We start from the raw sequence: 26,428 nt of genomic DNA on the forward strand, positions 1-26,428 counted from the left end.
TCAGCTTCAGGTCACTCAAAGCTAAGCGGTTAAAGCCCAGCGCCACGTGTCAGCTTGCCGCGAAGACAAGGGCCGAATCTTCCGCCGCTTGCTGTCCTCGGTCGTGACTCTTTGAGCAGCCGCTTGGCAAGCATCCGCCAGGTATGGCGGTACGTTACGCCATATTCACTGCTGGTTCAGTGACTTAGAAAGCTCATCGAATTTTTTACTGCCGCATTTTGACAATCCACGCGCCATGCCCATTGCATAAAAATATTGTTGGCACTAGAATATTCCATAGAAATAATTGTGTAACAAATTAAACAATCATTATAAGAGTTCAATCCGTGATCCGAATCAATTTAATTAAAAAAACGATGGTCATTCTCATGTGCGCAATATTAGCCGCCTGTGGAGGAGGTGGTGGAGGGGGAGGCTCTGGGGGAGGCGCTCCATCGACAACGCCAAGCGCGCATATCAATATAAATGCCCCGAAAGGAGTTTTTGCTGGTGAGCTATTAAGCTTTATTGGTGAAAGCAATCAGGGTCCCCATACTTACGAGTGGGATTTTGGCGATGGGGCAAAATCAACTGACGCCGCGCCTTCGCACTCCTACGCATCGGAAGGCAGCTATACGGTAACCCTGGTAATCACTAATCAAGCTGGGCTTAAGGCGCAGTCAAGCTCGAAGATCTCCATTCTTCCGGCAAAAGTCACCGCCACGATCACCGGATTAAGTACCAATGCGCTGACAATTGGGGACTCAATTGAATTGGAGGCAATAGGCACAGGTAGCCTGCCCATAAATTATGAGTGGGATTTTGGTGATGGCAGCATCATCCAAGGAAAAAAAGTAATTCATGCTTACTCTAAGGCCGGCAGCTATCAAATAACGCTAAAAGCTAAAGACAAGAATGGAAACACATCAACATCGCAAGCAAGCGTTAACGTTGCCACATCCAAACCAACCGCTCAACTGGTCATTCAAAATAGCGGCCAAATCACCTCAGGCCAAGCGGTAAGCCTTAAAGCCTATGGTAGCGGCTATAGAAGTGTGCGATTTTCATGGGATTTTGGTGATGGGGAAAAGGGCGATGGGGATTTTCAAAGCCATACCTATAAAAAGGCAGGAACGTATCTCGCCAGAGTCACAGTAACCGATGAAGCCGGTGAGATAGCAACAGCCGCCACGACAATACAAGTTGTCTCTCCTCCCTCTCCAATCATTTACTCCATGAACCCCAGTAATTTATCCATCTTGGCGGGAGAGTTCATCCGGTTTGATATGATAGTGACAGGAGAGGGCAATCTTGACTATGCGTGGGATTTTGGCGATGGTTCGAGTTTGGTAAAAGAAAAAAGCCCAACCCATCACTTTCCCTCTTCCGGAACATTCACCGTCACCGCCTATGCCTACAGCAGCAATGGGCAACAAACCCAGGCAACCGCGACAATTTCAGTGGCGCGCTCAGGCATGCGTGTTCTAGCAGGTAGCATCTTTGGTCCAGGCAACCTAGATGGCAATGGCACGAATGCCCGATTTACTTCGCCAGGCAAAGTGTCAAGCAGTATCGATGGCTACTTGTTCTTAATTGACACTGTAACTACCTTTAATGATCTGGGAGGGCGAGTTGAACAAAAGTCTATAAGACGAATAGACAAAATGGGCAATGTCGTCACGATACTTTCCGGAGAGAACTTTGCCAGCGTCTCTGCGGGGGAAAATGGCGGATTCTATTATTTAAATGGTGATTATATTCCAGGGGGAAGAGTAACCATCTATAAAGTATCCCCAGCAAATGTAAAGTCGGTCATTCTATCACCCGACAATGGGTATATTTATCAGATCTTGTCCAATGGCAATGGCAAGCTCTACGCCTTGCTTGATATAGGCCTATATGAATACACCGAGCGGAATGGCTGGAGCAAAATCCCCACGACCAGTGCTTACCCTCGTGGCTTGGAGCAAATAGATAGTCTAGGCCGACTCTATTTTGGTTCTTCCGACAGCTACTACCGGATTGACTCAAATCAAAAGCTAGAGTTATTAAGAAAGAAAAATACTTTCAGTGCAGGTATCGATAGCGATGGCAATATTTACGACGTTCACTACTACACTCATGACATCGAGAAAGTTACTCCTAGTGGGGAGTCATCTACCATCATTAGAGGGGAGGCTGACTTAAACCTTACTGATTCATTGGATGCGGATCCTCTTCTCACCATGGAGAGTGATGGCAGTGTCTATATTGTAAATAGCAAAAATGCGACCATTCAAAAAAGAGATCCGCAAGGGCATCTCAGTATCGTGGCAGGCGGCTATAGAATTGAAAACAGAATGCAAGACAGCTGTGGCGATGCGATATTAGCCAGGCCATTCATGCTATCTGCTGGGCTGGATGGTGAAAAGATATTTGCGGATCACAGCTTCATAAGATCCATTGAAAGCAATGGTTGCGTTAAAAGCCTGTACACCCCATCAGATTATGACAAAATAACCGGCTTGCTAAAGAGTCAATCTGGAGCGATTTACTTCACAACCACTAATAAAAATGGGGTATTCAAGCTTGTAAATGGCAAAGCTGAGGTTTTCTATCAAGATGTCTACCGGTATGGTGATGTACAGGGCTTAACGGAAGATGCCGCAGGAAATATTTACCTCATCGACACCACCGGCATTCACAAGCTAAGCGCCAGCGGTGCTAAAACCACTATCTTTAGTCGAAGATCCTTCCCTATTCCAGACAATGACATCATTGGAGCTGACATCGCCATATCTCCCGCTGGTGAGATTTTCATGGCCAGCTATGCTGTGTTCCGCCTTAACACCTCCACACAACAAATGGAGGAAATTGCCTCGCAAGCTCAATTCAAAAAAGCAAGAGGCATTGCGATAGATAAAGCGGGCAATATCTTTGTCGCGGATACCGGAAATGCGGTCATCCGAAAAATATCGCCGGATGGGAGTGTATCGATTGTCGCCGGGCAACTCGGCAAAAAGGGAACGCTTGCCGGAGCACTGCCAGCGACGCTAACCGCGCCAAGAGATGTCGCCATCGATCCTCGTAATGGCCATTTACTCGTCAGCGATACCGGAGCCATACTTGAAATTAGCGTAGATTGATAACACACTCATCACCCAGCCTCTATGTGTGTGCCTAATCAGTGTTGATCATTGATATTGTGTTTTTCATCCACTATTAGATTAAGCATAGAAAAACGCCGCGCTTCACTCAGGAATGCGCGGCGTTGTTTTTTGCTCAACGAACCATTCTTAACACCCTTGGCGCGTTGAAGTCGCTCACAATTCAGTTTCACGGCAAAGGCAAGGCGTGCCGACCTAGGCAGTACTTGGGTACGGTAAGCCTCTGGCGGCTTGATCGCCGCTCCTAGCCCTTAGATGGACTTCCCCCCCAGCCGCCGCGCCAATTCCTCGCCTATCCTTCGCATCGGCTCCGGATCGCTCATGCCGAAGTGGTCGCAGTCCAGCTCCACGCACTCCAGCTTGCCGCCGAGGAAGGGCCGCCAGTCTTCCGGCTTGGGCGCGTCTTCCGGGTGGACGCCGGCGCGGAACAGCAGCACGTCGCCGTCGTAACGCGGGGTTTGGCTGTCGCGGAACAATTGCATGCCGTGCAGCGAGGCCTCGCCCAGCCGTTCCAGCGCGGCGCGGCCCAGCGGCGCCAGCGGGCTGCCGGGGCGCAGCAGGCGTTGGTAGATCGCTTCATTGTCCAGCGGCTGGCCGTTTTCGTCGGCGTCCACTTCGCCATTGACGCTGAGCACCGTCACCAGCGCGTCGTGCAATGTCGGTTGCGGCCGGCCCTGCCAGCTGGCGGGCGGATAGCTGTCCATCAGCGCCGCCAGTTCCACGGTTTCGCCGGCGGCGCGCAGCTGCGCCGCCATCGCCTGCGCCAGCCCGCCGCCCAGGGACCAGCCCAGCAGCCGGTACGGCCCTTGCGGCTGGACCTCACGCACGCGGGCCACGTAGTCCGCCACCATCGCGTCGAAGCTGGCCGGCTTGTCGCCGGTGATGCCGGTGGCCTGCAGGCCGTAGATGGCCACGCCGGGCAGGTGCTTGGCCAGGCCCAGATAGCACCAGGACAGGCCTTCCGCCGGGTGCAGGCAGAACAGCGCCGGCAGCGCGCCGGGCTGGATGGTCAGCAGCGGCGCGAATTCCTGGCCTTCGCTGGCCGACGGCGGCCGGTGCGCGGCGGGCGCGCTCAGCGCCTGCGCCAGCGCCGCCACCGTGCTGTGGCTGAACAGCGCGGACACCGCCACTTCGCGGTTCAGGCGCTGCGCCAGCCGGTTGGCCACCTGGATGGCTTGCAACGATTTGCCGCCCAGTTCGAAGAAGTTGGCGTGGCGGCTGGGCGGGGTGACGCCCAACACTTGCTGCCACACCTCCATCACCTGGCGCTCCAGCGGGCTGGCGTCTTCCGCCGCGGCCGGCGCTTGCGCCTCCATGCCGGCGGCCAACTGCTTGCGGTCTATCTTGCCGTTGACGTTGCGCGGCAGGCTGTCCAGCCAGCGCCAGTGATCCGGGATCGCCGCCGCCGGCAGCACCTCGGCCAAGCGCGAGCGCATCGTCGCCGGCTCGGTCTCGCCGCCGCTGAGGAAGGCGGCCAGCGTATAACCGCCGCCGGCCAGCGGCAGGCCCACCACCGCGGCCTCGCGCACCTCCGGGCAGGCCAGCAGCGCGTTTTCGATTTCGGCCGGGTCGATGCGCAGGCCGCTGATTTTCATTTCATGATCCAGCCGGCCCAGGAAGCGCAGCTGGCCATCGCTCAGGCGCGCGCGGTCGCCGGTGCGGTAGGCGCGCGGCGCGCCGGGCAGCGCGTCCAAGGTGACGAAGCGGCGCGCGGTCAGTTCTTCGCGGCCCAGGTAGCCGATGGCCAGCGCCTCGCCCAGCAGGCACAGTTCGCCGTCCTCGCCCTGCGCCACCGGCTGCAGGCGCTCGTCGACGATGACGGCGCGCACGCCGGGGCGCGGCAGGCCGATGGGCACGCTGTCGCCCCCGTCCCACACCGCGCCGGGGCCGGACAGGATGGCGCTGGTGGCGATGATGGAGGCCTCGGTGGGCCCATAGCTGTTGAGCAGCACGCTGCCAGGCAACAGCGCCTGCCAACGGCCGGCGCGTTCCGGCAGCGCGGCTTCGCCGCCGATAATGGTCAACCGCACGCTGGCCAGCTGCGCGGCCAGTTCCGGCTGCAAGGCGAAGGCCAGTTCGTGCCAGAAGGCGGTGGGCAGGTCCAGCACGCTGATGCGCTGGCGCGCCACCGCGGCGGCGAAGGCTGGCATCGACTCCAGCATCGCGTCGGTGCGCAACACCAGGGTGCCGCCATGGCACAGCGCCAGGAAGATTTCCTCGATGCTGGCGTCAAAGTGCAGCGGCGCGAATTGCAGAATGCGTTCGTCGGCGCCGATGCGGTACAGCTGGCCGGCGCTGCTGACGAACTGGGCCAGCGCGCCGTGGCTGACCAGCACGCCGTTGGGCTTGCCGGTGGAGCCGGAGGTGTAGAGCAGATAAGCGGCTTGGCCGGCTTCCGGCGCCGGGTCCGCGGCGGCCAGCGCGTCCTGTTGCGGCGGCAGGTCCAGACATAGCGCCGGCACGGCGCCCAAGAGCGGACGCCAGGCGCTCAGGGTGACGGCCAGCCGCGGCTGCGCGTCATCCAGCACCATAGCCAGCCGCGTCGGCGGGCCGTGCGGGTCCAGCGGCACATAGCAGCCGCCGGCCCACAGCGTGGCCAGGATGGCGACGATGGCTTCCGGGCTGCGCGGCAGCACGATGGCCACCCGTTCCTCCGCCTGCAGGCCGGCGGCTTGCAAGCGGCCGGCCAGTTGCAGCACGCGCTGCAACAGCTCGCGGTAGGACAGGCGCTCGCCGTCCTGTTCCAGCGCCGTCGCGTCCGGCCGCGCGGCGGCAGCGGCGCGGATCAAGCTCAATACCTCCCGTGGCTCGCGTTCCAGCGCCGCCCCGTCCAGCACGCTCAGTGGCGGCAGCTCCGGCAGCAACTCGCTCAGCGCGGCGTCCGGCGCGCGGCCGGCCCAGGCGTCCAGCCAGGCCAGCAAATCGTCGCGCAGGCCGTCCAACTCCGCTTGCGGGTAGGCATTGGGGTTGGCTTCCAGGCACAGCCGCCACTCGGTGTTCAACAGGCTGAAATTGATCGACACATCTTCCACCGGGCCGGAGCCCAGCGGCAGCACCCGGCTGTCCAGGCCGGCGAACGGCGCGCGGCGGTCGAAAGGCATCAGGTTCACCACCGCGCCGAACAAGCGCTGCTGGCCGCCGACGCGCGCCAGATCGCCGCGCAGCTGCTCGTAGCGGTAGCGCTGATGCGGCCGGATCGCGCGCAGGCTGTCCGCCAGCTGGCGGCTCAGCTCCGCCGCGCCCAGCTCTTCGTCCAGCCGCAGGCTCAGCGGCGCGATATTCATCGCCATGCACGGCACCGCCAGCGCCGGCGTGCCCAGGCGGTTCATCACCGGCAGGCCCAGGGTCAGCGCGCGGCGGCCGCTGTGCTTGGCCAGCCAGGCACCCACCGCCGCCAGCAGCCAGGCGCCCCAGTCCACGCCGTGTTGTTTGGCCGAAGCCTGCCAAGCGGCGATCTGCGCCGGGCTCAGCCATTGCTCGGCCTTGTTCACCCCGTCCGCCAGCAAGGCGGCGGGCGCCAGCGTGCTGGCCGCCGGCTGCCGGCCCTGGCGCTGCAGCCAGAAAGCGCGGTCCTGCGCGCAGGCCTCGCTGGCCTGGTAGTCGTGATCGGCGGCGACGATCTTGTCCAGCGACCAATCCGCCAGCGGCGGCAGGGCCTGCTGCTTGACGCGGGCGCTGTAGCGCGCTGCCAGCGCCTGGCTCAGCAGGCCGTAGGCGAAGCCGTCCAGCGCGATATGGTGGGTCTGCAGATACCACCAGTGCCGCTCCGGCCCCAGCTTCAACAGCGCGCCCAGATAGAGCGCGTCCCGCGCCGGATCGCACGGCCGCGCCAGCGCCTGAGCCACCCAGGCGCGTGCCGCCGCTTCCGGTTCCGCCTCCGCGCAGAAGTCCAGGCAGGCTATCTCCGCCTGCGCGGCCACCGGCTGCTGCCACAGCAGGCTGCCGTCAAACTCGAAGCGCATATTCAGCGCCGCGCAATTGGCCAGCACCTCGGCGGCGCTGTCGCGCAAGGCGTCCAGGTCCAGCGCGCCTCGCAGCTCGGTGGCTTCGGCGGTGAGGTAACTCGGGTTGTCCGGGGAAAGTTGCTGCCCCATCCAGATGCCGTGCTGCGCGGCGCTGACGGGGAGGCGAGAAGCGGTCAAAGTCATAAGAAGGCGTGCCGTTGCGGTTCCATGCCAGCGCTATGATGCGTGGGCAGATCAAATGAGAGCAGCAATCTTACACTATAAATGGGAATGATTATCAATATTGAATTGATAAGCCTCACTACACAGCAAAGCACCTCACACCCTTCGCCTAAGTAGCAGGAACATTGAAGTACGGCACACCTCAGCAAGCATGCTTCACAATACCGCTAGCGGGCACATTGGCTAAACGCCCTTTGAGATTCTGATAGCTATGAATTAGCCAGTGAGTAAAGAATCGTAGCCAGTTCCGTCACCTCCAAGGCCCCGGAAGCGACATCCACCATAATGTCTTCCAACTTGGCACTACGATCGATCCGCCAGAGCCTTGATCACTTTTTTATGGCGCTGGATCACGCGTTTGGCAGCAGTCTTGACAATACGCATACCGGGTTCACCACTCAAATCCAGTTCAACCGGCTTGACCGGACCTTTACGCATCTTCAGCACAATCCCGTAGTTTTTGGCTGTCTTGCTCATGATTAGCCTCTCTCAAACTGAATCAACCCTTTGCTGGACTAACGTGCTGAAACATCCGCTGACATAGCGCAAGAGGGATGAACGCCCATTCTGCTGAGAACACCACCAGTCAGGCGCAGACTGGAGTAGTACCGCTATTTCCTTAAGCTACCCATCCGGCAGTGTACGCATTCACCGCACACGCATACACAACTCCGCGTTTCTAAGCTACCCATCCGGCAGCACTTCAGTAAGACATCTAACAGCTTCCACAGCAGACAAATCGATATCACATGGCACCGGACCGAGCACCATCTCGCCGAACACATGGCTTAACCGCCTTGGTTCAGCGCACTAGATCCCCTGCTCCACCCCTGCCTGATACAGGTCAAGTAAACCCCGACCACTGTCCATACCAATATCACCTGACTACAGGCACACTAACAGACGGCATGCCAAGCGGATGGACGTAAAAAAAGGCCAGTCGCTTGCGCGCTGGCCGGTCTGAGCTGCCTATCCGGCAGGGAGCCACTTCCAAAAGAACATCTATTTTCTAAGCTGCTTATCCAGCAGGTTAGTTGCGATCTTACCACCCATTTGACTAGATCACGGGGATCGTAGTGGATGCACTGCTTTCATCAATATTTCCAATAGAACTTCTATGGAAAAAAATATTTGACCCACGAGTAGAGGCTCTTCTAGAATGCTCATCATCAAATGAAGCAGCGCTAGGAATGTTGCAGCATCCCTAGCGCCAGTACAACAGTCTCATCGCAGTCGAGACACCCTATTTGCAAGGGTCGATGCAAAAGAGCAAGGAGGACATGGTGGCTAGCAATCACTTCATAAGAAGGTAATGTAGCTTGACCGTAAAAACAGCTCCCGCTCCAGTTACTACTGGAACGGGAGTTTATGTCATTCCCACAAGCTTGCCAAATTTCCAGAAGATAGTTCTATCTCAGCAGCACAAAAAAAGAGCCGACAACCGCAGCGTCGACCCATGACTGCCTATCCGGCAGCAAAGTAAAAAGACAATCCTAACTGGACTATTTCTAAGCTGCCTTGTGCCCGGCAGTGGCGCCGATGGTACAAGGCACCCTCGTCTATTAACGATAAAAGTCGAACTTAACTTGACTAGGTAAAAAAATGGCGTATGGTCGGTGTTGCGCAAGCACGTGGCAAAGTTGGAGGACCGACCCACACCCATCCCTATCCCTTGCAAAACAGGAGGATGCGCATGTAATGAAGCACCGAGCCAAGGCCCCGGCAGCCCAATCGCGCCGGGGCCGCGCTGCTGTTTGTTCCTGACTTTATGATTCAAGGACCAGCCATGCCCCCTACCCTCACGCCCCGCGCCACCGCACTACGCACCTTGATGGCCGACTTCATCCGGCAACGGCGCGACGACAAGCTGGACAAGCTTGCGCCCGACGACGACGCCAAGCGCGAAGCGCTGCTGGCCCAACACCAGCCCGCCGCCTGGCTGGCGGACGCGGCCCGCCGCGCCGGCCAGCTGCAAGCCGCCACCCATACCCTTAAAGCCATCCACCCGGACGCCCGCGGCAGCAATCTGTACGCGCCGCCCTCCACCCTGCCGCCGCGCCGCGAAGTGGGCAGCCACTGCCTGGGCGCGGATTTTGCCGACGACGTGGTGGGCAACGCCGCCGCGCTGGATGTGTACAAGTTTCTGAAGCAGCAGCACGACGGCCAAAGCCTGCTGGCGCTGGCCTTGGCGCAGGACGCCGATCTGGCCGCCGCGCTCAGCGACGATGCCGAACAGGCTCAGGCCTGGATCGCCGCCTTCGCCGCGCTGACCGACGCCGGCGCGGCGGCCGCCAGCCATAGCCGTGCCAAGCAAGTGTATTGGCTGGTGGGTTACGAGCCGGCCAAGGACGAGCACTACCACCTGCTGGCCCCGCTCTACCCCAGCGCGCTGGCGCAGCGGCTGTATCAAACCATCCAGGAGCAGCGCTTCGGCGAAGCCGCCAAGGCCGCGCGCCAGGCCCGCCGCGAACAACGCGATCACCCGCACGGCTATTGCGACTATCCGCAGCTGGCGGTGCAGAAGCTGGGCGGCACCAAGCCGCAGAATATTTCCCAGCTCAATAGCGAGCGCAAGGGCAATAACTATCTGCTGGCTTCCCTGCCGCCGCAGTGGCGAAGCCAGGGCCTGAACCCGCCGCTCAATAGCGAGGACGCGCTGCTGCGCTTTGGCCGCAGCAACGATGTGCGCCGGCTGGTCCGCCAACTGCGCGCCTTTCTGGAAAGCCAGCCGCGCAAGATCATGGACACCCGCGACCGCCGCGACGAGCTGAGCGACGCGCTGCTGGAAGAGCTGCTGCTGTTCGGCAAGGAAATGCACGAAGGCCTGCCGCCCGGCTGGAGCGCGGACACGCGCTGCCGGCTGCCGGAATACCAGCAGCTGTGGCTGGACCCCTGGCGAGCCGATACCGACGCGGACTTTGCCGCGCGCTGGCACGGTGAGGACTGGCCGCTGGAAGTGGCCAAACGCTTCGGCCGCTGGCTGAACCAGCAATTCGACGCCAGCCCGCTGGAGATGGGCGACGCGGAGTTCCGCCACTGGGCGCGCGAGCTAGCCGGGGATCTGGGCTGGCAGGCCCAGCACGATCAAACCCGCCGCCAGCTGGCGGCCATTGCCAAGGAGCAAGCATGAGCACTCTGCCCATGATCACCGGCTTGCTGAGCGTGCCCCGGCTGCGGGTGCAAAACGCCAACGCCATTTCCAGCCCTTTCACCTGGGGCTTTCCGGCCATTACCGCCTTCACCGGCCTGGCCCAGGCGCTGGAGCGCAAGCTGGCCGGCAGCCTGGATTTGCAGTTCGAGGCGGTGGGCGTGGTCTGCCACCATTACCAGGCGCAGACCAGCGGCGCGTACACCCAGGGCTTCCACCTCAGCCGCAACCCGGTGGACAAGGACGGCGCCACCGCCGCCATCGTGGAGGAAGGCCGCATCCACCTGGACATCAGCCTGCTGTTCGGCCTCACCGGCGAAGCGCTGGCCGCGCCCGGGGAGCAGCTGCCGGAACTGGCGCGGCAGGTGACGGACACCCTGCACGGCATGCGCATTGCCGGCGGCAGCGTGACGCCGCCGCTGCCCGGCCGCCGCCGTCCCGCACCGCAGTTGATGACCTTGAGCGAGGACGAGACGGAACGACTCAAGCAATTCCGCCAGCTGCGACGCAGCCTGCTGCCCGGCTTTGCGCTGGTGTCCCGCGACGATCTGCTGCAAAGCCACCTGGCCGCCTTGCGCGCCAGCCAGCCGCAGACAGACCTCTTCGACGCCTGGCTGGACCTGTCCCGCATCAACCACGCGCCGCACTGGCAGGAACAAGCGGACCCGGCCGGCGGCGAGCCGCGCCGCACGCTGGAATGGCGCAGCCAACGCGGCCACAGCCAGGGCTGGACGGTGCCGATGCCGGTGGGCTACGGCGCGCTGTCCCCGCTCTACCCGGCCGGCAGCGTCGCCAACGCCCGCGATGGGCATACGCCGTTCCGTTTTGTGGAAAGCCTGTATTCGCTGGGCGAATGGGTCAGCCCGCACCGGCTGCATGATGTCGGCCAGTTGCTGTGGTACGCCGACGACGACACCGCCAGCGGCTTGTACCGCTGCCGCAATGATTACGCCGCCACCTTGGAAATAGAAGACTAGAAAGGAAGCCTCATGAGCACCGCACCGCTGAAAACCGCTACCGTATTGGCCTTTGAACGCAAGCTGGACCCATCCGACGCCTTGTTCCACGCCGGCGACTGGCAACAGCGCGAGCAACACGCCGGCTGGGAGCCGGTTCTTGTTGTTCCCAAATCCGTGCGCGGCACCATTTCCAACCGCCTGAAAACCAAGGACCAGGATCCGGCCAAGCTGGACGCGCAGATTGAAAACCCCAATCTGCAAAAAGTGGACGTGGCCGCGCTGCCGCACCACGCGGACACCTTGAAGATCAGCTTCACGCTGCGGGTGCTGGGCAATGTCGGCGCGCCGTCCGCCTGCAACGACAGCGCCTACCAGGCCAAGCTGCGCGCCACCGTGGCCGGCTATGTGCAGGCCCACGGTTTTGCCGAGCTGGCGCGCCGCTATGCCTGCAACCTGGCCAACGGCCGCTTCCTGTGGCGCAACCGCGTGGGCGCGGAGCAGGTGGAAGTACGGGTGGCGCTGCTGGAGCAAGGCCAGCCGGCGCAGCAATGGCAGTTCGACGCGCTGGCGCTGTCCCTGCGCCACTTCGACCCCGGCAGCCAGGCCGCCGCGCTGGAACAGCTGGCCGCCGCCATCGCCGCCGGCCTGGCCGGCCAGCGCCATCTGCTGCTGCAAATCACCGCCTTTGCGCGGCTGGGCGCCGGCCAGGAGGTGTTCCCCTCGCAGGAACTGGTACTGGAGCGCGGCCGCGGCGACAAGAGCAAAACCCTGTACGCCATCGAGCAAGGCGCGCTGAAAATCGCCGCCATCCACTCGCAGAAGCTGGGCAACGCCATCCGCACCATAGACGACTGGCACCCGGAAGCCGAACAGCTCGGCCCCATCGCGGTGGAGCCCTACGGCTCGGTCACCACGCTGGGCAAGGCCTGCCGCCAGCCCAAGGCCAAGTCCGACTTCTACACCCTGCTGGACAACTGGGTGCTGAAAGACCAGGCCCCGGCGCCGCATGATCAGCACTTTGTGCTGGCCACGCTGATCCGCGGCGGTGTGTTCGGCGCGGCGGAGTAAGCCATGGATCACTACCTGGACATCCGGCTGCGCCCGGACCCGGAGTTTGCGCCCACGCTGCTGATGAACGCGCTGTTCGCCAAGCTGCACCGCGCGCTGAGCGAGCAAGGCCGCGACGACATCGGCGTCAGCTTCCCGCGCGCGGCCCCGGCCGCCGCGCTGGGCGACACCCTGCGCCTGCACGGCGGCCACGCCGCCTTGCAGCGGCTGATGGCCGGCGACTGGCTCAGCGGCATGCGCGACCACATCGCGCTGGCCGCCATCCAGCCGGTGCCGCCGCAGGCGGAAGCCTGGCAGGTGCGGCGCAAGCAGGCCAAGACCAATCCGGACAAGGAGCGCCGCCGGCTGGTACGGCGGCTGGGCATCAGCGCGGAAGAGGCCGCGCAGCGCTTCCCGGACAGCGCCGCCCGCCGTCTGACCCTCCCCTTCCTCACCCTCAACAGCGCCAGCACCGGCCAGCGTTACCAGCTGCACATCGAGCAGCGCCCAGCCCCGGCCACCCACAGCGGCCGCTTCAACGCCTTCGGCCTCAGCCCCGACGCCACCGTGCCGTGGTTCTAACCCTTTTTTTGCTCCCCGCCGCCAAGCCTGTTAAATCAAGGACTTGGCGCGGGGTGGGATAAAAGGGTTTTTATTGGGGAAAGCGATGCTTTCCGCCACTGCCGCGGGTTTGCGGGGGAAAGGCTCTAGTTCTCTGCCGGATGGGCAGCTTAGAAATCTGCGAACTTCTGGACCTTTACCGGGATCGCGTTCTCTGCCGGATGGGCAGCTTAGAAATTACTGGAGTTGATCACCATGAGCCTGCAAGTGTTCTCTGCCGGATGGGCAGCTTAGAAACTTCTCGGTAACGGCGCTTCTGCGCTGATTGTGTTCTCTGCCGGATGGGCAGCTTAGAAATGTTGCGGCTGACGAAGTCGAAGCTGTAGTGAGTTCTCTGCCGGATGGGCAGCTTAGAAAAAGGCATGGCTGGCCATGTCGGCGGAAATGTCGTTCTCTGCCGGATGGGCAGCTTAGAAATGGGGGCCGGATGGCTCCGACGAGGTGCCGATGTTCTCTGCCGGATGGGCAGCTTAGAAATGGGGCAAGACCTGCTGCGCAAAGTGTTTGACGTTCTCTGCCGGATGGGCAGCTTAGAAAAGCCAGAAGAACGACAATATACTTGGCCCCAAGTTCTCTGCCGGATGGGCAGCTTAGAAACAGGAGCTTCGCAAAACGATATCCGCGATGGCGTTCTCTGCCGGATGGGCAGCTTAGAAACTGCTAAAGTGTCGTTGATTTGCAACAGTCATGTTCTCTGCCGGATGGGCAGCTTAGAAATGGAGCGCAGTGGCCAGCGGCCGCTTTTTCGAGTTCTCTGCCGGATGGGCAGCTTAGAAATCGACGGGTGGCGGATTTCATGGGACCGTCATGTTCTCTGCCGGATGGGCAGCTTAGAAATTGGATCAGCTTGATGCCGTTGTTGCTGGTCTGTTCTCTGCCGGATGGGCAGCTTAGAAATTGCCTGCCAGTTGATCGTGAACTTGCACGAGGTTCTCTGCCGGATGGGCAGCTTAGAAAACCCCGCCGCGCATGGAGTTCACCGCGTTGACGTTCTCTGCCGGATGGGCAGCTTAGAAATGGAAAACGGCTGTTACCACGTGCGCGCCTACGTTCTCTGCCGGATGGGCAGCTTAGAAAATACGGCATAGCGAGTTCTTTTCTTAGCGTTAGTTCTCTGCCGGATGGGCAGCTTAGAAAATCAGGGCCGCGACCGCCATGAAGACGAAGCATGTTCTCTGCCGGATGGGCAGCTTAGAAAATCCCGCCAGCTAGTAGAGCAATTGAGTTCACGTTCTCTGCCGGATGGGCAGCTTAGAAACGTGACTCGCGTTCCGTGTACACAACGTAATAGTTCTCTGCCGGATGGGCAGCTTAGAAATGTTGAGAAAGAGGCTGACGAAGATTTCGAATGTTCTCTGCCGGATGGGCAGCTTAGAAAGGCACGGTTAAGGAGTGCTTGGAGGATGTAGTGTTCTCTGCCGGATGGGCAGCTTAGAAAAGGGACTCGCCGATGTTCTGATGAACCCTCTGGTTCTCTGCCGGATGGGCAGCTTAGAAACAGCAGACCGGCGCCATCCAGTGGGGTCAGGCGTTCTCTGCCGGATGGGCAGCTTAGAAATGTTGCGGCATGGCCTCTTCCACCATCCAGCTGTTCTCTGCCGGATGGGCAGCTTAGAAATGACACGCCGAAGGAGAGTCCGGCGTGAAAATGTTCTCTGCCGGATGGGCAGCTTAGAAATTGCAGCTCGGCAGCCGGTAATAGGCGTCAGGGTTCTCTGCCGGATGGGCAGCTTAGAAAAAAACCCTGGCAAAGTTGGCCAACCGAATTGCGTTCTCTGCCGGATGGGCAGCTTAGAAACATGCGATCGAGTCCATGCTGACACTGATATCGTTCTCTGCCGGATGGGCAGCTTAGAAACGACAAATAAAGAAGTTCAGCAAGCAGGCGATGTTCTCTGCCGGATGGGCAGCTTAGAAAGAGAAATCCTCTGCGGTTGCCTGCGGCGCGGTGTTCTCTGCCGGATGGGCAGCTTAGAAATTGATGTGAACATCTTGTCCGATGTCGCCCAGGTTCTCTGCCGGATAGGCAGCTTAGGAAGGATCTGCAGCAGCAGCGGCGGCGACGCCCGGATCGTGCTCTGCCGGGTAAGCAGCTTAGAAAATCCACAACTTGATCTGGTGTCCGAAAGGCGGCTTCACTGCCGGACAGGCAGCTCCCCACAACAAAATCAATGCTATATTAGGCATCTAAATTGATTTTAATTAGGGAGAAGTTATGGACTTGGTACTTGCCGATGTGGCTGTCAGCGTCACCGAGCTCAAACGCAATTTTGCCGGCATCATGCGCGAGGCCGCAGGGCATCCGGTGGTGATCCTGAATCACAACCGCCCGGAGGCCTATCTTGTTCCTGCCGCCCAATACGAACGCATGATGAACCTGCTTGAAGACATCGAGGACGCAAAGTTGGTGCTGGAACGTCGCCAGCAACCCACCGTCAAGGTGGACCTGGATGAGCTATGAAATTGTTTTCCGGGTGGATGCGGAGAAGGAATGGCGAAAGTTGGACCCATCAATCCGACAGCAGTTTGCCAAGAAACTGAGAGAACGAGCCGAGCATCCGCACAACCCTTCCGCCAAGCTGCATGGCCTGGAAGGCTGCTACAAGATCAAGCTACGTCAGACCGGTTACCGGCTGGTCTATGAGGTGGATGACGGCAAAATCATCATCATCGTGGTGGCTATCGGACATCGCGACAAGAACCAAGCCTACCAAAAAGCCAAAGCGCGCCAGGGCTGAGCCGACGCAAGCCCGCGACAGTTGCACCCGCTGTCCTCATAGCCCCCCTAGCCCAAGCACCCCGATAAGCCCCGCATCCTGCCCCTCCTCCCCAAATCCCGCCGCCCGCAATGCTTCCAATCACATTATTCTTAATTTGAATAACAATCTAATTTTCCAGATTTTTAACATATATGCAATCGTGCTAGATTTTGTTTTCCAAAATCAATAAAGGGCCGGCGCAGCCGGCGTTCCACGATGGCATATCCCCATTTCACCCTCTCCGTGCTGGCGCTGGCCTTGGCAGGGCAAGCCTTGCCGGCGCTAGCCGCCGACGGCAATACGCTGGACAGCGTCACCATTACCGGGTCGCGCATTGCGCGCGCCGGCAAGGAAGGCCCCACCGGGGTCACGGTGCTGAGCGGCGCCGATATCGAAAAGCAGGGTTACACCAATGTCTACGACGCGCTGAACAATCTGGCGCAGAACACCGGCTTCACCCAGGGCGCGGATTTCGGCAATACCTTCACCCCGGCCGCCAACGCCATCAGCCTGCGCGGGCTGGGGCCCAACCATACGCTGACCTTGCTCAACGGCCGCCGCATCGCCGATTACCCGGTGGCTTACGAGGGTTCGGTCAACTTCGTCAATCTGGCCAATATCCCGGCGGCGATGATTGAGCGCATCGAGGTGCTCAACGGCGGCGCGTCGGCGATTTACGGCTCGGACGCCATCGCCGGCGTGGTCAATGTGATCCTGAAGAAGAAGGCCGACGGCACCACGGTCAACGTCAAGGCCGGCGGCAGCGAGCATCACGGCGGCGAAAACCTGCGCCTGCAACTGAGCGGCGGCAAGAGCTGGGACAAGCTGAATCTGGTCTATGCGCTGGAGTTGAGCCAGCGCAACCCGATCTGGTCGCGCCAGCGCGGCTTCATGGCGGACAACACCGTCAACGGCGCGGCGCCCACTACGGTGTGGTCGCAGAAGGATGTGAGCAGCGGCAAGTTCATCGATCCCGGCGCGGCTTGCGGCGCGCTGGGCGGCTTGTACGCCGGCAGCGTGCGCGCTTACCGCAGCAGCAAGAGCAATGTCTGCGCCAGTCCGCTGGCCAAGGCCTCCTACTGGACGGTGCAGACCGCCAACCAGAGCCAGAACGGCTATCTGAGCCTGAATTACGCGCTCAACGATCACCTGGAGTTGTTCAGCGACGCGCTGCTGGCCTTCAACCACAGCGAGAACAACACCCGCGGCCCCAGCTGGACCTCGGCCGCCGGCAACGGCGGCTATTTCCTGAACCAGAACAGCGGCCGCTACGAGGTCTGGAGCCGGCTGTTGTCGCCGGAGGAGATGGGCGGCGCCAGCCGCTACAACCGCAAGTGGGACGATGTGGCGGCCAACCTGACTTTCGGCCTGCGCGGCACGGTGCCGGACAGCAGCTGGAGTTACGAAGCCGCTTACAACGCGTCCATCTACACCAGCCAGAACATCGCGCCGCGGCTGCTGGCCAATGCGGACAGTTTCTTCCTGGGCCAGCAGCAGGGCGTGGACGCCAAGGGGGTGCCGATTTACGCGCCGTCGGCCGGGCCGTTCAACCGCCGGCTGACGCAGGCGGAGTTCGACAGCATCGCCGGGCGCTCGGTGAGCCAGAACAAGTCCTGGCTGCAGGCGCTGAGCCTGAGCGGCAGCGGCGAGTTGTTCAAGCTGCCGGCCGGCGCGGTGAAGCTGGCCGGCACGCTGGAATGGGGCAGCCAGGGCTTCAGCAATGATCCGGACCCGCTGATCAATCAGGGCGCGTTCTATAACACCTCGCCGGCCGTGCACGCCGGCGGCACCCGCTCGCGCCAGGCGCTGGGCGGCGAGTTGTTCATCCCGGTGTTGAAGCGGCTGGACCTGACGCTGTCCGGCCGTTACGACCGCTACCAACTGCCGGACAGCAGCGCCGGCAAGTTCACTTACGGCGCCGGCCTGGCGTTCCGGCCGCTGAACAGCTTGCTGCTGCGCGGCAGTTACGCCACCAGCTTCCGCGCGCCGGACATGAATTATCTGTTCCTGACCCAGAGCCGCGGCTATTACTCGTCCAGCACTGATTACTGGCGTTGCGCCCAGGCCGGCCAGCCCTTGGCCAGCTGCGACTACAAAAGCATGTCGCCGGGCGCGGACTACGTGAAGAACGGCAACGCCGAACTGAAGCCGGAAAACGGCAAGTCCTACGGCTTCGGCTTTGTGTGGTCGCCCAGCAGCAGCGCGGATATTTCGGTGGATTACTGGGACATCGCCATCAATGATCTGGTCACCGACCTGAGCGGCGACAAGCTGTTGCGCGACGAGGCGCAGTGCCGCGCCGGCATGCTGGACGCGTCGTCCCAGCTGTGCCAGGACACGCTGCGCCGAGTGCAGCGCAATCCGGCCAATGCCTTGATCAATCCGGGCGCGATCAAGCAGATCGTGGTCAACCCGATCAACGCCGCCAGCGAGCGCACCAGCGGTTTCGACATCGCCGGCAAGCTGCGCTGGAAAACCGCCAGCTGGGGCAGCTTCCTGCTGAAAGCCAATTACACCAAGGTGCTGAAGCACACTTACCAGCAGTTTGCCGGCGATGTGGAAAAGAATATGTTGAACGACCCGGAAAACACCGATTGGCCGGACAAGCTGGACACCAGCCTGAGCTGGGACATCGGCCCCTGGTCGTCCACCATGCTGCTGACCCGTTACGGCAAGATTCCCAAAGCCGACGGCTCCGGCAATCTGACGCCCACAGTGCTGGCCAATTTCAGCACTCAGTATCAATGGAGCAAGCAGACCTCGGTGGGGCTCATCGTCAACAATGTGCTGGACACCATCAAGCGCGACGACACCAGCAACTGGCCCTACTACCCGGTGGGCAGCTATCTGCCCTATGGCCGCCAGTGGTGGGTGGAGGTGAACCACAAGTTCTGAACCAGGCGGCCTGCGCCGATCCACGCGGGCGGTCTGCCGCCGCCTGCGCTCAAATCGACAGCACAATGCAAAAAACCCACCGCTTGCGCGATGGGTTTTTCTGAATCTGGCGTCCCCACGGGGAATCGAACCCCGGCTACCGCCGTGAAAGGGCGGTGTTCTAACCGCTAAACTATAGGGACAGCAAGTGGCGCACCCGGAGCGATTCGAACGCCCGACCCTCTGGTTCGTAGCCAGATACTCTATCCAACTGAGCTACGGGTGCGCTGAACTGGCGGAGAAAGAGGGATTCGAACCCTCGATACAGGTTTAAGCCCGTATGCTTCCTTAGCAGGGAAGTGCCTTCGACCACTCGGCCATTTCTCCGTTCAGAGAGCGCCATATTAATTAGCGCTGCGCCCTCTGTCAAGCGTGTATCCGAAATTATTTACGCCGGCTGGTCCAGTCCGAAAACTTTATGCAAAACGCGAACCGCCAGTTCCAGATACTTCTCGTCCACCAGCACCGATACCTTGATTTCCGAGGTGGAGATCATCTGGATATTGATGCCCTCTTCCGCCAGGGTGCGGAACATGGTGGAGGCGATGCCGCAGTGCGAACGCATGCCCACGCCCACGATGGAGATCTTGGCCACCTTGTCGTCGGCGTCGATCTTGGCGGCGCCGATATGGGTCTGCACTTCGCGCAGGATGGTCAGCGCGCGCTGGAATTCGCCGCGCGGCACGGTGAAGGAGAAATCGGTCGCGCCGTTTTCGCCCACGTTCTGGATGATCATGTCCACTTCGATATTGGCATCGGCGATCGGCCCCAGAATCTGGTAGGCGATGCCAGGCTTGTCCGGCACGCCCTTGACGTTGATGCGCGCTTCGTTACGGTCAAATGCGATGCCTGCGACAACGGCCTTTTCCATGCTTTCATCTTCCTCATACGTAATCAGGGTGCCTTCGCCTTCGTCTTCGAAGCTGGAGAGCACGCGCAAACGAACCTTGTACTTGCCGGCGAATTCCACCGAGCGGATCTGCAGCACCTTGGAGCCCAGCGACGCCATTTCGATCATTTCCTCGAACGTGACGGTCTTCAGGCGGCGCGCTTCCGGCACCACGCGCGGATCGGTGGTGTAAACGCCGTCCACGTCGGTATAGATCTGGCATTCGTCGGCCTTCAGCGCGGCGGCCAGCGCCACGGCGGAGGTGTCCGAGCCGCCACGGCCCAGCGTGGTGATGTCGCCGTCCTCGTCCACGCCCTGGAAGCCGGCGACGATGACGACGCGGCCTTCATTGAGGTCGGAGCGCATCGCGGCGTCGTCTATCTCCTGGATGCGGGCCTTGGTGTGGGCGTTGTCGGTAACCAGCTTCACCTGCCAGCCACAGTAGCTCTTGGCCGGCACGCCGATTTCCTTCAGCGCCATCGCCAGCAGGCCGATGGTGACTTGCTCGCCGGTGGATACCACCACGTCCAGCTCGCGCGGGTCCGGATAGTCCTGAATCTCCTTTGCCAGGGCGATGAGGCGGTTGGTTTCGCCGCTCATGGCGGACACCACCACCACGACATCATGTCCCTGCGACTTCCACTTGGCGACACGGCGGGCAACGTTCTTGATCCGTTCGGTGGTTCCAACCGAAGTGCCGCCGTACTTTTGTACGATGAGTGCCATGCTTGTTTCTTATATTCGAAAGGGTTGAAATGTCGAGCTTCGATTCTGACCCTATCCTGGCCAGAATTGCAAGGCGGAATTCTCCGCGCATGCTGCAACGCAAAACCCACTGCCGGCCGCGCCCGGCGCGCCGCGGCTCAAGCTGCCGGCACAGCGGCGCTTGTCGGCATCAATCCATGGCTGAGATGCCGTTTGCTGGCAGATTATTTCTGTTGGATTACATGCGCAAACGCTCGGGGCAGCTGTACAGATTGGCGCGGCCGTGACCGGCGAAGCCAATCAGGGTCAGGCCGTAGCGCGCGGCCATTTCCACCGCCAGCGAGGTGGGCGCGGACAGCGCGATCAGGATCTCGATGCCGGCGGCGGCGGCCTTCTGCGCCATTTCATAGCTGGCGCGGCTGGTGACGATGGCGGCGCCGTCGCGCCAGCCCTGGCGCGCGCGCGCGCCGATCAGCTTGTCCAGCGCCACATGGCGGCCCACGTCCTCGCTGACATGCAGCAGCGCGCCGTCCTGCCCCACCCAGGCGGCGGCATGGGCGCAGGCGGTGGCCTGGGACAGGCTTTGCGCCTGTTGCAGCGCCGGCAAGGCGCGCGCCAGCGCGTCCAGGCTGAAGCTTTGGGTTCGCGGCAGGAGCGGCAGTGGCCGGTGGATTTCGGCCAGTTGCTCCACGCCGCACAGGCCGCAGCCGGTGCGCCCGGCCAGCTGGCGGCGGCGCTCCTTCAAGGCCATGAAGCGGGCCGAGGCCAGATCGATGCGCGCTTCCACGCCGCGCTCGCCGGGGATGATGTCGATGCCGTAGATTTCGCCCGGATGGGCGATGATGCCCTCGGCCAGGCTGAAGCCCAGCGCGAAGTCTTCCAGTTCCCGCGGGCTGGCCATCATCACCACGTGGGACAAGCCGTTGTACACCAGCGCCACCGGGGTCTCCACCGCCACCCAGTCCTGGCGGGAGCGGGCAAGGCCGTCGCGGCAGTCGACGATGTCCAAGCCCAGCGCCGCGCCCGTCAGCGCGTCATTTATTGTCATAGAATTAACCTGTGATCCACCGCAATAGTTTGTACTAATTGATACCTACGGCGATAATAGATTTTCCGCTGTGAGTGAGCAATGCGCCCTTGGTGGGTCAGGGGCGCCAGGTTCATACCAAGGAGACAAACCCATGCAAGTCAGCAGACGGCAGTTTTTCAAGCTCTGCGCCGGCGGCATGGCAGGCACCACCATCGCGACGCTGGGCTTCATGCCCGAAACCGCGCTGGCCGACACCCGCAGCTATAAATTGCTGCGCGCGACGGAAACCCGGAATACCTGTCCATACTGTTCGGTGGGCTGTGGCATCTTGATGTACAGCCTGGGCGACGGCGCCAAGAACGCCAAAGCCGATATTTTCCACATTGAAGGCGATCCGGATCACCCGGTCAATCGCGGCGCGCTCTGTCCCAAGGGCGCGGGCCTGATCGACTTCATCCACAGCCCCAACCGCCTGCGCTACCCGGAAGTGCGCGAAGCGGGCTCCAACGAATACAAGCGCATCAGCTGGGACGAGGCTTTCGAGCGCATCGCCGCCCATATGAAGCGCGACCGCGACGCCAACTTCGTCGAGAAGAACGCCGACGGCGTCACCGTCAATCGCTGGCTGACCACAGGTTTCCTGGCCGCTTCCGCGTCCAGCAACGAGGCGGGCTGGCTGACGCACAAATTCACCCGCAGCCTGGGGCTGCTGGCGGTCGACAACCAGGCGCGTGTATGACACGGACCAACGGTGGCAAGTCTTGCCCCAACATTTGGTCGCGGTGCCATGACAAACCATTGGGTCGACATCAAGAACGCCAACCTCATCGTCGTCATGGGCGGCAATGCGGCAGAGGCGCACCCGGTGGGCTTCCGCTGGGCGATTGAGGCCAAGACCCGCAACAAGGCGAAACTGATCGTCATCGACCCGCGCTTCACCCGCACGGCGTCTGTGGCGGATTATTACGCCCCCATCCGCACCGGCACGGACATTGCGTTCCTGTCCGGCGTGATCCGCTACCTGCTGCAAACCGGCAAGTACAACAAGGAATACACGCTGGCCTACACCAATGCCGCGCTGTTGGTGAACCCGGACTTCAAGTTCGACGACGGCCTGTTCTCCGGCTACAACGCCGACAAGCACAGCTACGACAAATCCACCTGGTCCTACCAGTTGGACGACAAGGGCATGGCCAAGCGCGACGACAGCCTGTCCGACCCGCGCTGCGTGATCAATCTGATGCGCGAGCACGTGGCCCGCTACACGCCGGAAATGGTGGAAACCGTCTGCGGCACGCCCAAGGACGCCTTCCTCAAGGTCTGCGAATACCTGGCGGAAACCGGCGCCCACGACAAGACCACCTCCTTCCTGTACGCACTGGGCTGGACTCAGCACTCCATCGGTTCGCAGAACATCCGCACCATGGCGATGATCCAGCTGCTGCTGGGCAATATGGGCATGGCCGGCGGCGGGGTCAACGCGCTGCGCGGCCACTCCAACATCCAGGGTCTGACCGATATCGGCCTGCTGTCCACCAGCTTGCCGGGTTATCTGAACATGCCCTCGGAGAAGGAGCCCACGCTGGAGTCCTATCTGGGCAAGTACACCAGCAAGCCGCTGGCCGACGGGCAGATGAACTACTGGCAGAACTATCCCAAGTTCTTCGTTTCGCTGATGAAGGCGATGTGGGGCGACAAGGCCACCGCCGACAATCAGTGGGGCTATGACTGGCTGCCCAAGTGGGACAAGAGCTACGACGTGCTGCAGTACTTCGAGCTGATGCATCAGGGCAAGATCAACGGCTATTTCTGCCAAGGCTTCAACCCCATCCTGGCCTTCCCGGACAAGAACAAGGTGGTGGCCTCGCTTTCCAAGCTGAAATACCTGGTGATCATGGACCCGCTGGCCACCGACACTTCCACTTTCTGGAAGAATCACGGCGAGCAGAACGATGTGAAGAGCGCGGAGATCCAGACCGAGGTGTTCCGCCTGCCCACCACCTGTTTCGCCGAAGAAGACGGCGCGGTGGTCAACTCCGGCCGCTGGCTGCAATGGCACTGGAAAGGCGCGGACGCGCCGGGCGAAGCGATCACCGACGCGGAAATCCTGGCCGGCATCTTCACTCGTCTGAAGGCTCAGTACGCCAAGGACGGCGGCAAGAACGCCGAGGCCATCATGAATCTGTCCTGGGCTTACGGCGATCCGCACGAGCCCAAGCCGGAGGAACTGGCCAAGGAGCTCAACGGCAAGGCGCTGGCGGACATCCCGGATCCCAAGAACCCGGGGCAGTTCCTGGCCAAGAAAGGCGAGCAGCTGTCCGGCTTCGCGCTATTGCAGGCCGACGGCAGCACCGCTTCCGGCTGTTGGATCTTCGCCGGCAGCTGGACCCAGGCCGGCAACCAGATGGCGCGCCGCGACAACAGCGATCCGTCCGGGCTGGGCAATACCCTGGGCTGGGCCTGGGCGTGGCCGGCCAACCGCCGCGTGCTGTACAACCGCGCTTCCTGTAAGCCGGACGGCACGCCGTGGGACAAGAAGCGGACGCTGATCAAGTGGAACGGCGAAAAATGGGTGGGCGTGGACGTGCCGGACTTCAAGGCCGACGAGCCTCCCGGCAGCGCCATGGCGCCGTTCATCATGCAGGCCGAGGGCCTGGGGCGGCTGTTCGCGCTCGACAAGATGGCGGAAGGCCCGTTCCCCGAGCACTACGAGCCGTTCGAAACGCCGCTGGGCACCAACCCGCTGCATCCCAAGGTGGTGTCCAATCCGGCGGCGCGGGTGTTCCCGGCGGACCGCGAACAGATGGGCAAGCACGACGCCTTCCCGTACGCGGCCACCACTTACCGTCTGACCGAGCACTTCCACGGCTGGACCAAGCACGCGCGCCTGAACGCGATCGCCCAGCCGGAGCAGTTCGTGGAAATCGGCGAGGCGCTGGCCAAGGAGAAAGGCATCGCCCACGGCGACACGGTGAAAGTGTCGTCCAAGCGCGGCTATATCAAGGCCAAGGCGGTGGTGACCAAGCGCATCCGCGCGCTGCAGGTCAACGGCAAGACGGTGCACCAGGTAGGGATTCCGATTCACTGGGGTTATGAAGGGGTGGCCCAGAAAGGCTTCAGCGCCAACACGCTGACGCCGTTTGTAGGCGACGCCAACACCCAGACGCCGGAATTCAAGTCCTTCCTGGTCAACGTCGAGAAAGTGTAAGGAGCGACCATGTCATCACTGCAATCGCAAGATATCCTGCGCCGCTCCGCCAGTCCCACTCAGCCGCCGGTGGTGCGCGATTACAAGGCCGAGGTGGCCAAGCTGATCGACGTGTCCACCTGCATCGGCTGCAAGGCCTGTCAGGTGGCCTGCTCGGAGTGGAACGACATCCGCGACGAAGTGGGCCACAACGTCGGTGTCTACGACAACCCGGCCGACCTCACCGCCCACAGCTGGACGGTGATGCGCTACAGCGAGGTGGAGGAAAGCGGCAAGCTGGAGTGGCTGATCCGCAAGGACGGCTGCATGCACTGCGCCGATCCGGGCTGTCTGAAGGCCTGTCCGTCGCCGGGCGCCATCATCCAGTACGCCAACGGCATCGTGGACTTCCAGTCCGAGCACTGCATAGGCTGCGGCTATTGCATCTCCGGCTGTCCGTTCAATGTGCCGCGCATCAACCAGAAGGACAACAAGGCGTATAAATGCACCTTGTGTTCCGACCGGGTGATGGTGGGCCAGGAGCCGGCCTGCGTGAAAACCTGTCCCACCGGAGCCATCCGCTTCGGCACCAAGTCCGATATGCAGGCCTACGCCCACGACCGGGTGGAAGAGCTGAAGACCCGCGGCTACGCCAACGCCGGGCTGTACGATCCGGAAGGCGTGGGCGGCACCCACGTGATGTACGTGCTGCACCACGCCGACAAGCCGGAGCTGTATTCCGGCCTGGCCAAGGATCCCAAGATCAGCCCGGTGGTCAGCCTGTGGAAGGGCATCCTCAAGCCGCTGTCCACCATCGGCCTGGCGGCTTCGGTGTTGTTCGGCTTCTTCCACTACATCGGCGTCGGCCCCAATAAGGCGGAAGAGGAAGAGGAGGAACAGGCATGAGCAAGGAAAAGCTGATCAAGCGCTACAGCGCGGCGGAACGCGTCAACCACTGGATCGTGGCGGTGTGCTTCGTGCTGTTGGCGATTTCCGGCCTGGCCTTCTTCTACCCGGCCTTCTTCTGGCTGACCGGCGTGTTCGGCACGCCGCAGCTGGCGCGCATCATCCACCCCTTCGTCGGGGTGCTGATGTTCCTCGGCTTCGCGCGTCAGTTCCTGCGCTACTGGCATCACAACTTCCTGGACAAGGAAGACGTGAAGTGGATGATGGCGGTGAAGTCGGTGCTGTCCGGCCACGAGGTCGGCGACATCGGCAAGTACAACGGCGGCCAGAAAGGCATGTTCTGGTTGATGACCGGCTGCATGCTGATGCTGGTGTGCACCGGCTTCATCATGTGGCGGCCGTACTTCGCGCTGTACTTCCCCATCCCGGTGATCCGCGTGGCGCTGCTGCTGCACGCCTGGAGCGCGCTGATTCTGATCGCCGGCATCATCGTCCACGTCTACGCCGCCATCTGGGTGCGCGGCACGATACGGGCGATGGTGGAAGGCGTGGTCACCCATGCCTGGGCCAAGAAGCATCATCCGCGCTGGTATCGTGAAATGACCGGAGACAAGAACAAGCCATGAGCATACGCATCGTCCCCCTGGACGAGGCTGGCCGGCTGCAAACCGCGGCGGGAGAGATCCCGCCGTTGTTGCTGCCCCAGCCCTCCGAACGCTATCTGGCGCGCAGCCAGCGCCTCACGGCGCTAGCCGACGGCCACCCGATGGCGGCCTATCTGGCGTTCGCCGCCCGCATCGCCGCGGCTCAACACCGCCTGGTGCGCGAACAGCCGGTGACGCTGCCGCAGCGCGGCGATTACTTCCATCATTGCGCCGAACACGGCCTGCCGCCGCTGGGCGCCGCCGCCTGGCCGCGCGACCCGGTGTGG

The 26,428-nt window shown here is 61.5% G+C and carries 16 protein-coding genes, 3 tRNA genes and 1 CRISPR repeat array; of the genes, 12 read left to right on the plus strand and 7 right to left on the minus strand.

Translation table 11 applies throughout. The features are described 5' to 3' along the window. The first annotated feature begins 326 nt into the window (after nucleotides 1–326). Nucleotides 327–3,104, plus strand: coding sequence for a PKD domain-containing protein (locus LQT98_RS02685; protein WP_231461027.1), 2,778 nt, complete (start codon nucleotides 327–329; stop codon nucleotides 3,102–3,104). 272 nt (nucleotides 3,105–3,376) lie between these two features. Here LQT98_RS02685 and LQT98_RS02690 read toward each other — a convergent pair whose 3' ends face one another. Further along, nucleotides 3,377–7,273 carry a non-ribosomal peptide synthetase gene (locus LQT98_RS02690; protein WP_231461028.1) on the minus strand — a complete coding sequence of 1,299 codons (3,897 nt, stop codon included), beginning with the start codon at nucleotides 7,271–7,273 and terminating at the stop codon, nucleotides 3,377–3,379. 342 nt (nucleotides 7,274–7,615) lie between these two features. Further along, nucleotides 7,616–7,789: a hypothetical protein gene (locus LQT98_RS02695; protein WP_231461029.1), complete on the minus strand. Its 174-nt coding sequence runs from the start codon at nucleotides 7,787–7,789 to the stop codon at nucleotides 7,616–7,618. A gap of 1,309 nt (nucleotides 7,790–9,098) precedes the next feature. Between LQT98_RS02695 and csy1 the strand changes: the two genes are divergently transcribed. From csy1 to LQT98_RS02730, 7 genes are all read left to right on the plus strand, one after another. Beyond that, nucleotides 9,099–10,442: a type I-F CRISPR-associated protein Csy1 gene (gene csy1, locus LQT98_RS02700; RefSeq protein WP_231461030.1), complete on the plus strand. Its 1,344-nt coding sequence runs from the start codon at nucleotides 9,099–9,101 to the stop codon at nucleotides 10,440–10,442. Beyond that, nucleotides 10,439–11,437, plus strand: a complete 999-nt coding sequence (gene csy2, locus LQT98_RS02705; protein WP_231461031.1) for a type I-F CRISPR-associated protein Csy2 — start codon at nucleotides 10,439–10,441, stop codon at nucleotides 11,435–11,437. Before csy1 ends, csy2 begins: the two co-directional genes overlap by 4 nt. Before the next feature lie 12 nt (nucleotides 11,438–11,449). Continuing rightward, on the plus strand, nucleotides 11,450–12,487 hold the full coding sequence (gene csy3, locus LQT98_RS02710) for a type I-F CRISPR-associated protein Csy3 (protein ID WP_231461032.1): 1,038 nt from the start codon (nucleotides 11,450–11,452) through the stop codon (nucleotides 12,485–12,487). 3 nt (nucleotides 12,488–12,490) lie between these two features. Beyond that, nucleotides 12,491–13,048, plus strand: a complete 558-nt coding sequence (gene cas6f / locus LQT98_RS02715) for a type I-F CRISPR-associated endoribonuclease Cas6/Csy4 (protein ID WP_048408886.1) — start codon at nucleotides 12,491–12,493, stop codon at nucleotides 13,046–13,048. A gap of 128 nt (nucleotides 13,049–13,176) precedes the next feature. Then, a CRISPR array of direct repeats spans nucleotides 13,177–15,188; the repeat unit is 28 nt; unit sequence GTTCTCTGCCGGATGGGCAGCTTAGAAA. A gap of 114 nt (nucleotides 15,189–15,302) precedes the next feature. After that, nucleotides 15,303–15,548, plus strand: a complete 246-nt coding sequence (locus tag LQT98_RS02720; protein WP_019103002.1) for a type II toxin-antitoxin system Phd/YefM family antitoxin — start codon at nucleotides 15,303–15,305, stop codon at nucleotides 15,546–15,548. Further along, on the plus strand, nucleotides 15,538–15,825 hold the full coding sequence (locus tag LQT98_RS02725) for a type II toxin-antitoxin system RelE family toxin (RefSeq protein ID WP_231461033.1): 288 nt from the start codon (nucleotides 15,538–15,540) through the stop codon (nucleotides 15,823–15,825). The genes LQT98_RS02720 and LQT98_RS02725 overlap by 11 nt, the downstream gene beginning before the upstream one ends. Before the next feature lie 237 nt (nucleotides 15,826–16,062). Next, nucleotides 16,063–18,741: a TonB-dependent receptor plug domain-containing protein gene (locus tag LQT98_RS02730; RefSeq protein WP_231461034.1), complete on the plus strand. Its 2,679-nt coding sequence runs from the start codon at nucleotides 16,063–16,065 to the stop codon at nucleotides 18,739–18,741. 107 nt (nucleotides 18,742–18,848) lie between these two features. Here LQT98_RS02730 and LQT98_RS02735 read toward each other — a convergent pair. The 5 genes from LQT98_RS02735 to fdhD form a co-directional block, all read right to left on the minus strand. Next, nucleotides 18,849–18,923: transfer RNA gene (locus LQT98_RS02735), tRNA-Glu, on the minus strand. A gap of 6 nt (nucleotides 18,924–18,929) precedes the next feature. Continuing rightward, nucleotides 18,930–19,006, minus strand: a tRNA-Arg gene (locus tag LQT98_RS02740). Between the two features lie 7 nt (nucleotides 19,007–19,013). Then, nucleotides 19,014–19,107, minus strand: a tRNA-Ser gene (locus tag LQT98_RS02745). 61 nt (nucleotides 19,108–19,168) lie between these two features. Then, a complete protein-coding gene (locus LQT98_RS02750; protein WP_019103005.1) occupies nucleotides 19,169–20,395 on the minus strand; it encodes an aspartate kinase in 1,227 nt (408 codons plus the stop codon). Between the two features lie 217 nt (nucleotides 20,396–20,612). Further along, nucleotides 20,613–21,422, minus strand: coding sequence for a formate dehydrogenase accessory sulfurtransferase FdhD (fdhD, locus tag LQT98_RS02755; protein ID WP_231461035.1), 810 nt, complete (start codon nucleotides 21,420–21,422; stop codon nucleotides 20,613–20,615). Nucleotides 21,423–21,555: 133 nt separating this feature from the next. Between fdhD and fdnG the strand changes: the two genes are divergently transcribed. The 4 genes from fdnG to fdhE form a co-directional block, all read left to right on the plus strand. Continuing rightward, entirely contained in the window at nucleotides 21,556–24,612 is a 3,057-nt protein-coding gene (fdnG, locus tag LQT98_RS02760; protein WP_156183832.1) for a formate dehydrogenase-N subunit alpha, read from the plus strand. Between the two features lie 9 nt (nucleotides 24,613–24,621). Beyond that, nucleotides 24,622–25,497: a formate dehydrogenase subunit beta gene (gene fdxH, locus LQT98_RS02765; RefSeq protein WP_048409640.1), complete on the plus strand. Its 876-nt coding sequence runs from the start codon at nucleotides 24,622–24,624 to the stop codon at nucleotides 25,495–25,497. After that, on the plus strand, nucleotides 25,494–26,123 hold the full coding sequence (locus LQT98_RS02770; protein ID WP_048409639.1) for a formate dehydrogenase subunit gamma: 630 nt from the start codon (nucleotides 25,494–25,496) through the stop codon (nucleotides 26,121–26,123). The genes fdxH and LQT98_RS02770 overlap by 4 nt, the downstream gene beginning before the upstream one ends. Continuing rightward, the coding region (fdhE, locus tag LQT98_RS02775) for a formate dehydrogenase accessory protein FdhE domain-containing protein (protein ID WP_231461036.1) at nucleotides 26,120–26,428 on the plus strand (309 nt) is incomplete at its 3' end. The genes LQT98_RS02770 and fdhE, both read left to right, overlap by 4 nt.

Source organism: Chromobacterium aquaticum (assembly GCF_021129195.1).
GTDB lineage: Bacteria > Pseudomonadota > Gammaproteobacteria > Burkholderiales > Chromobacteriaceae > Chromobacterium > Chromobacterium aquaticum.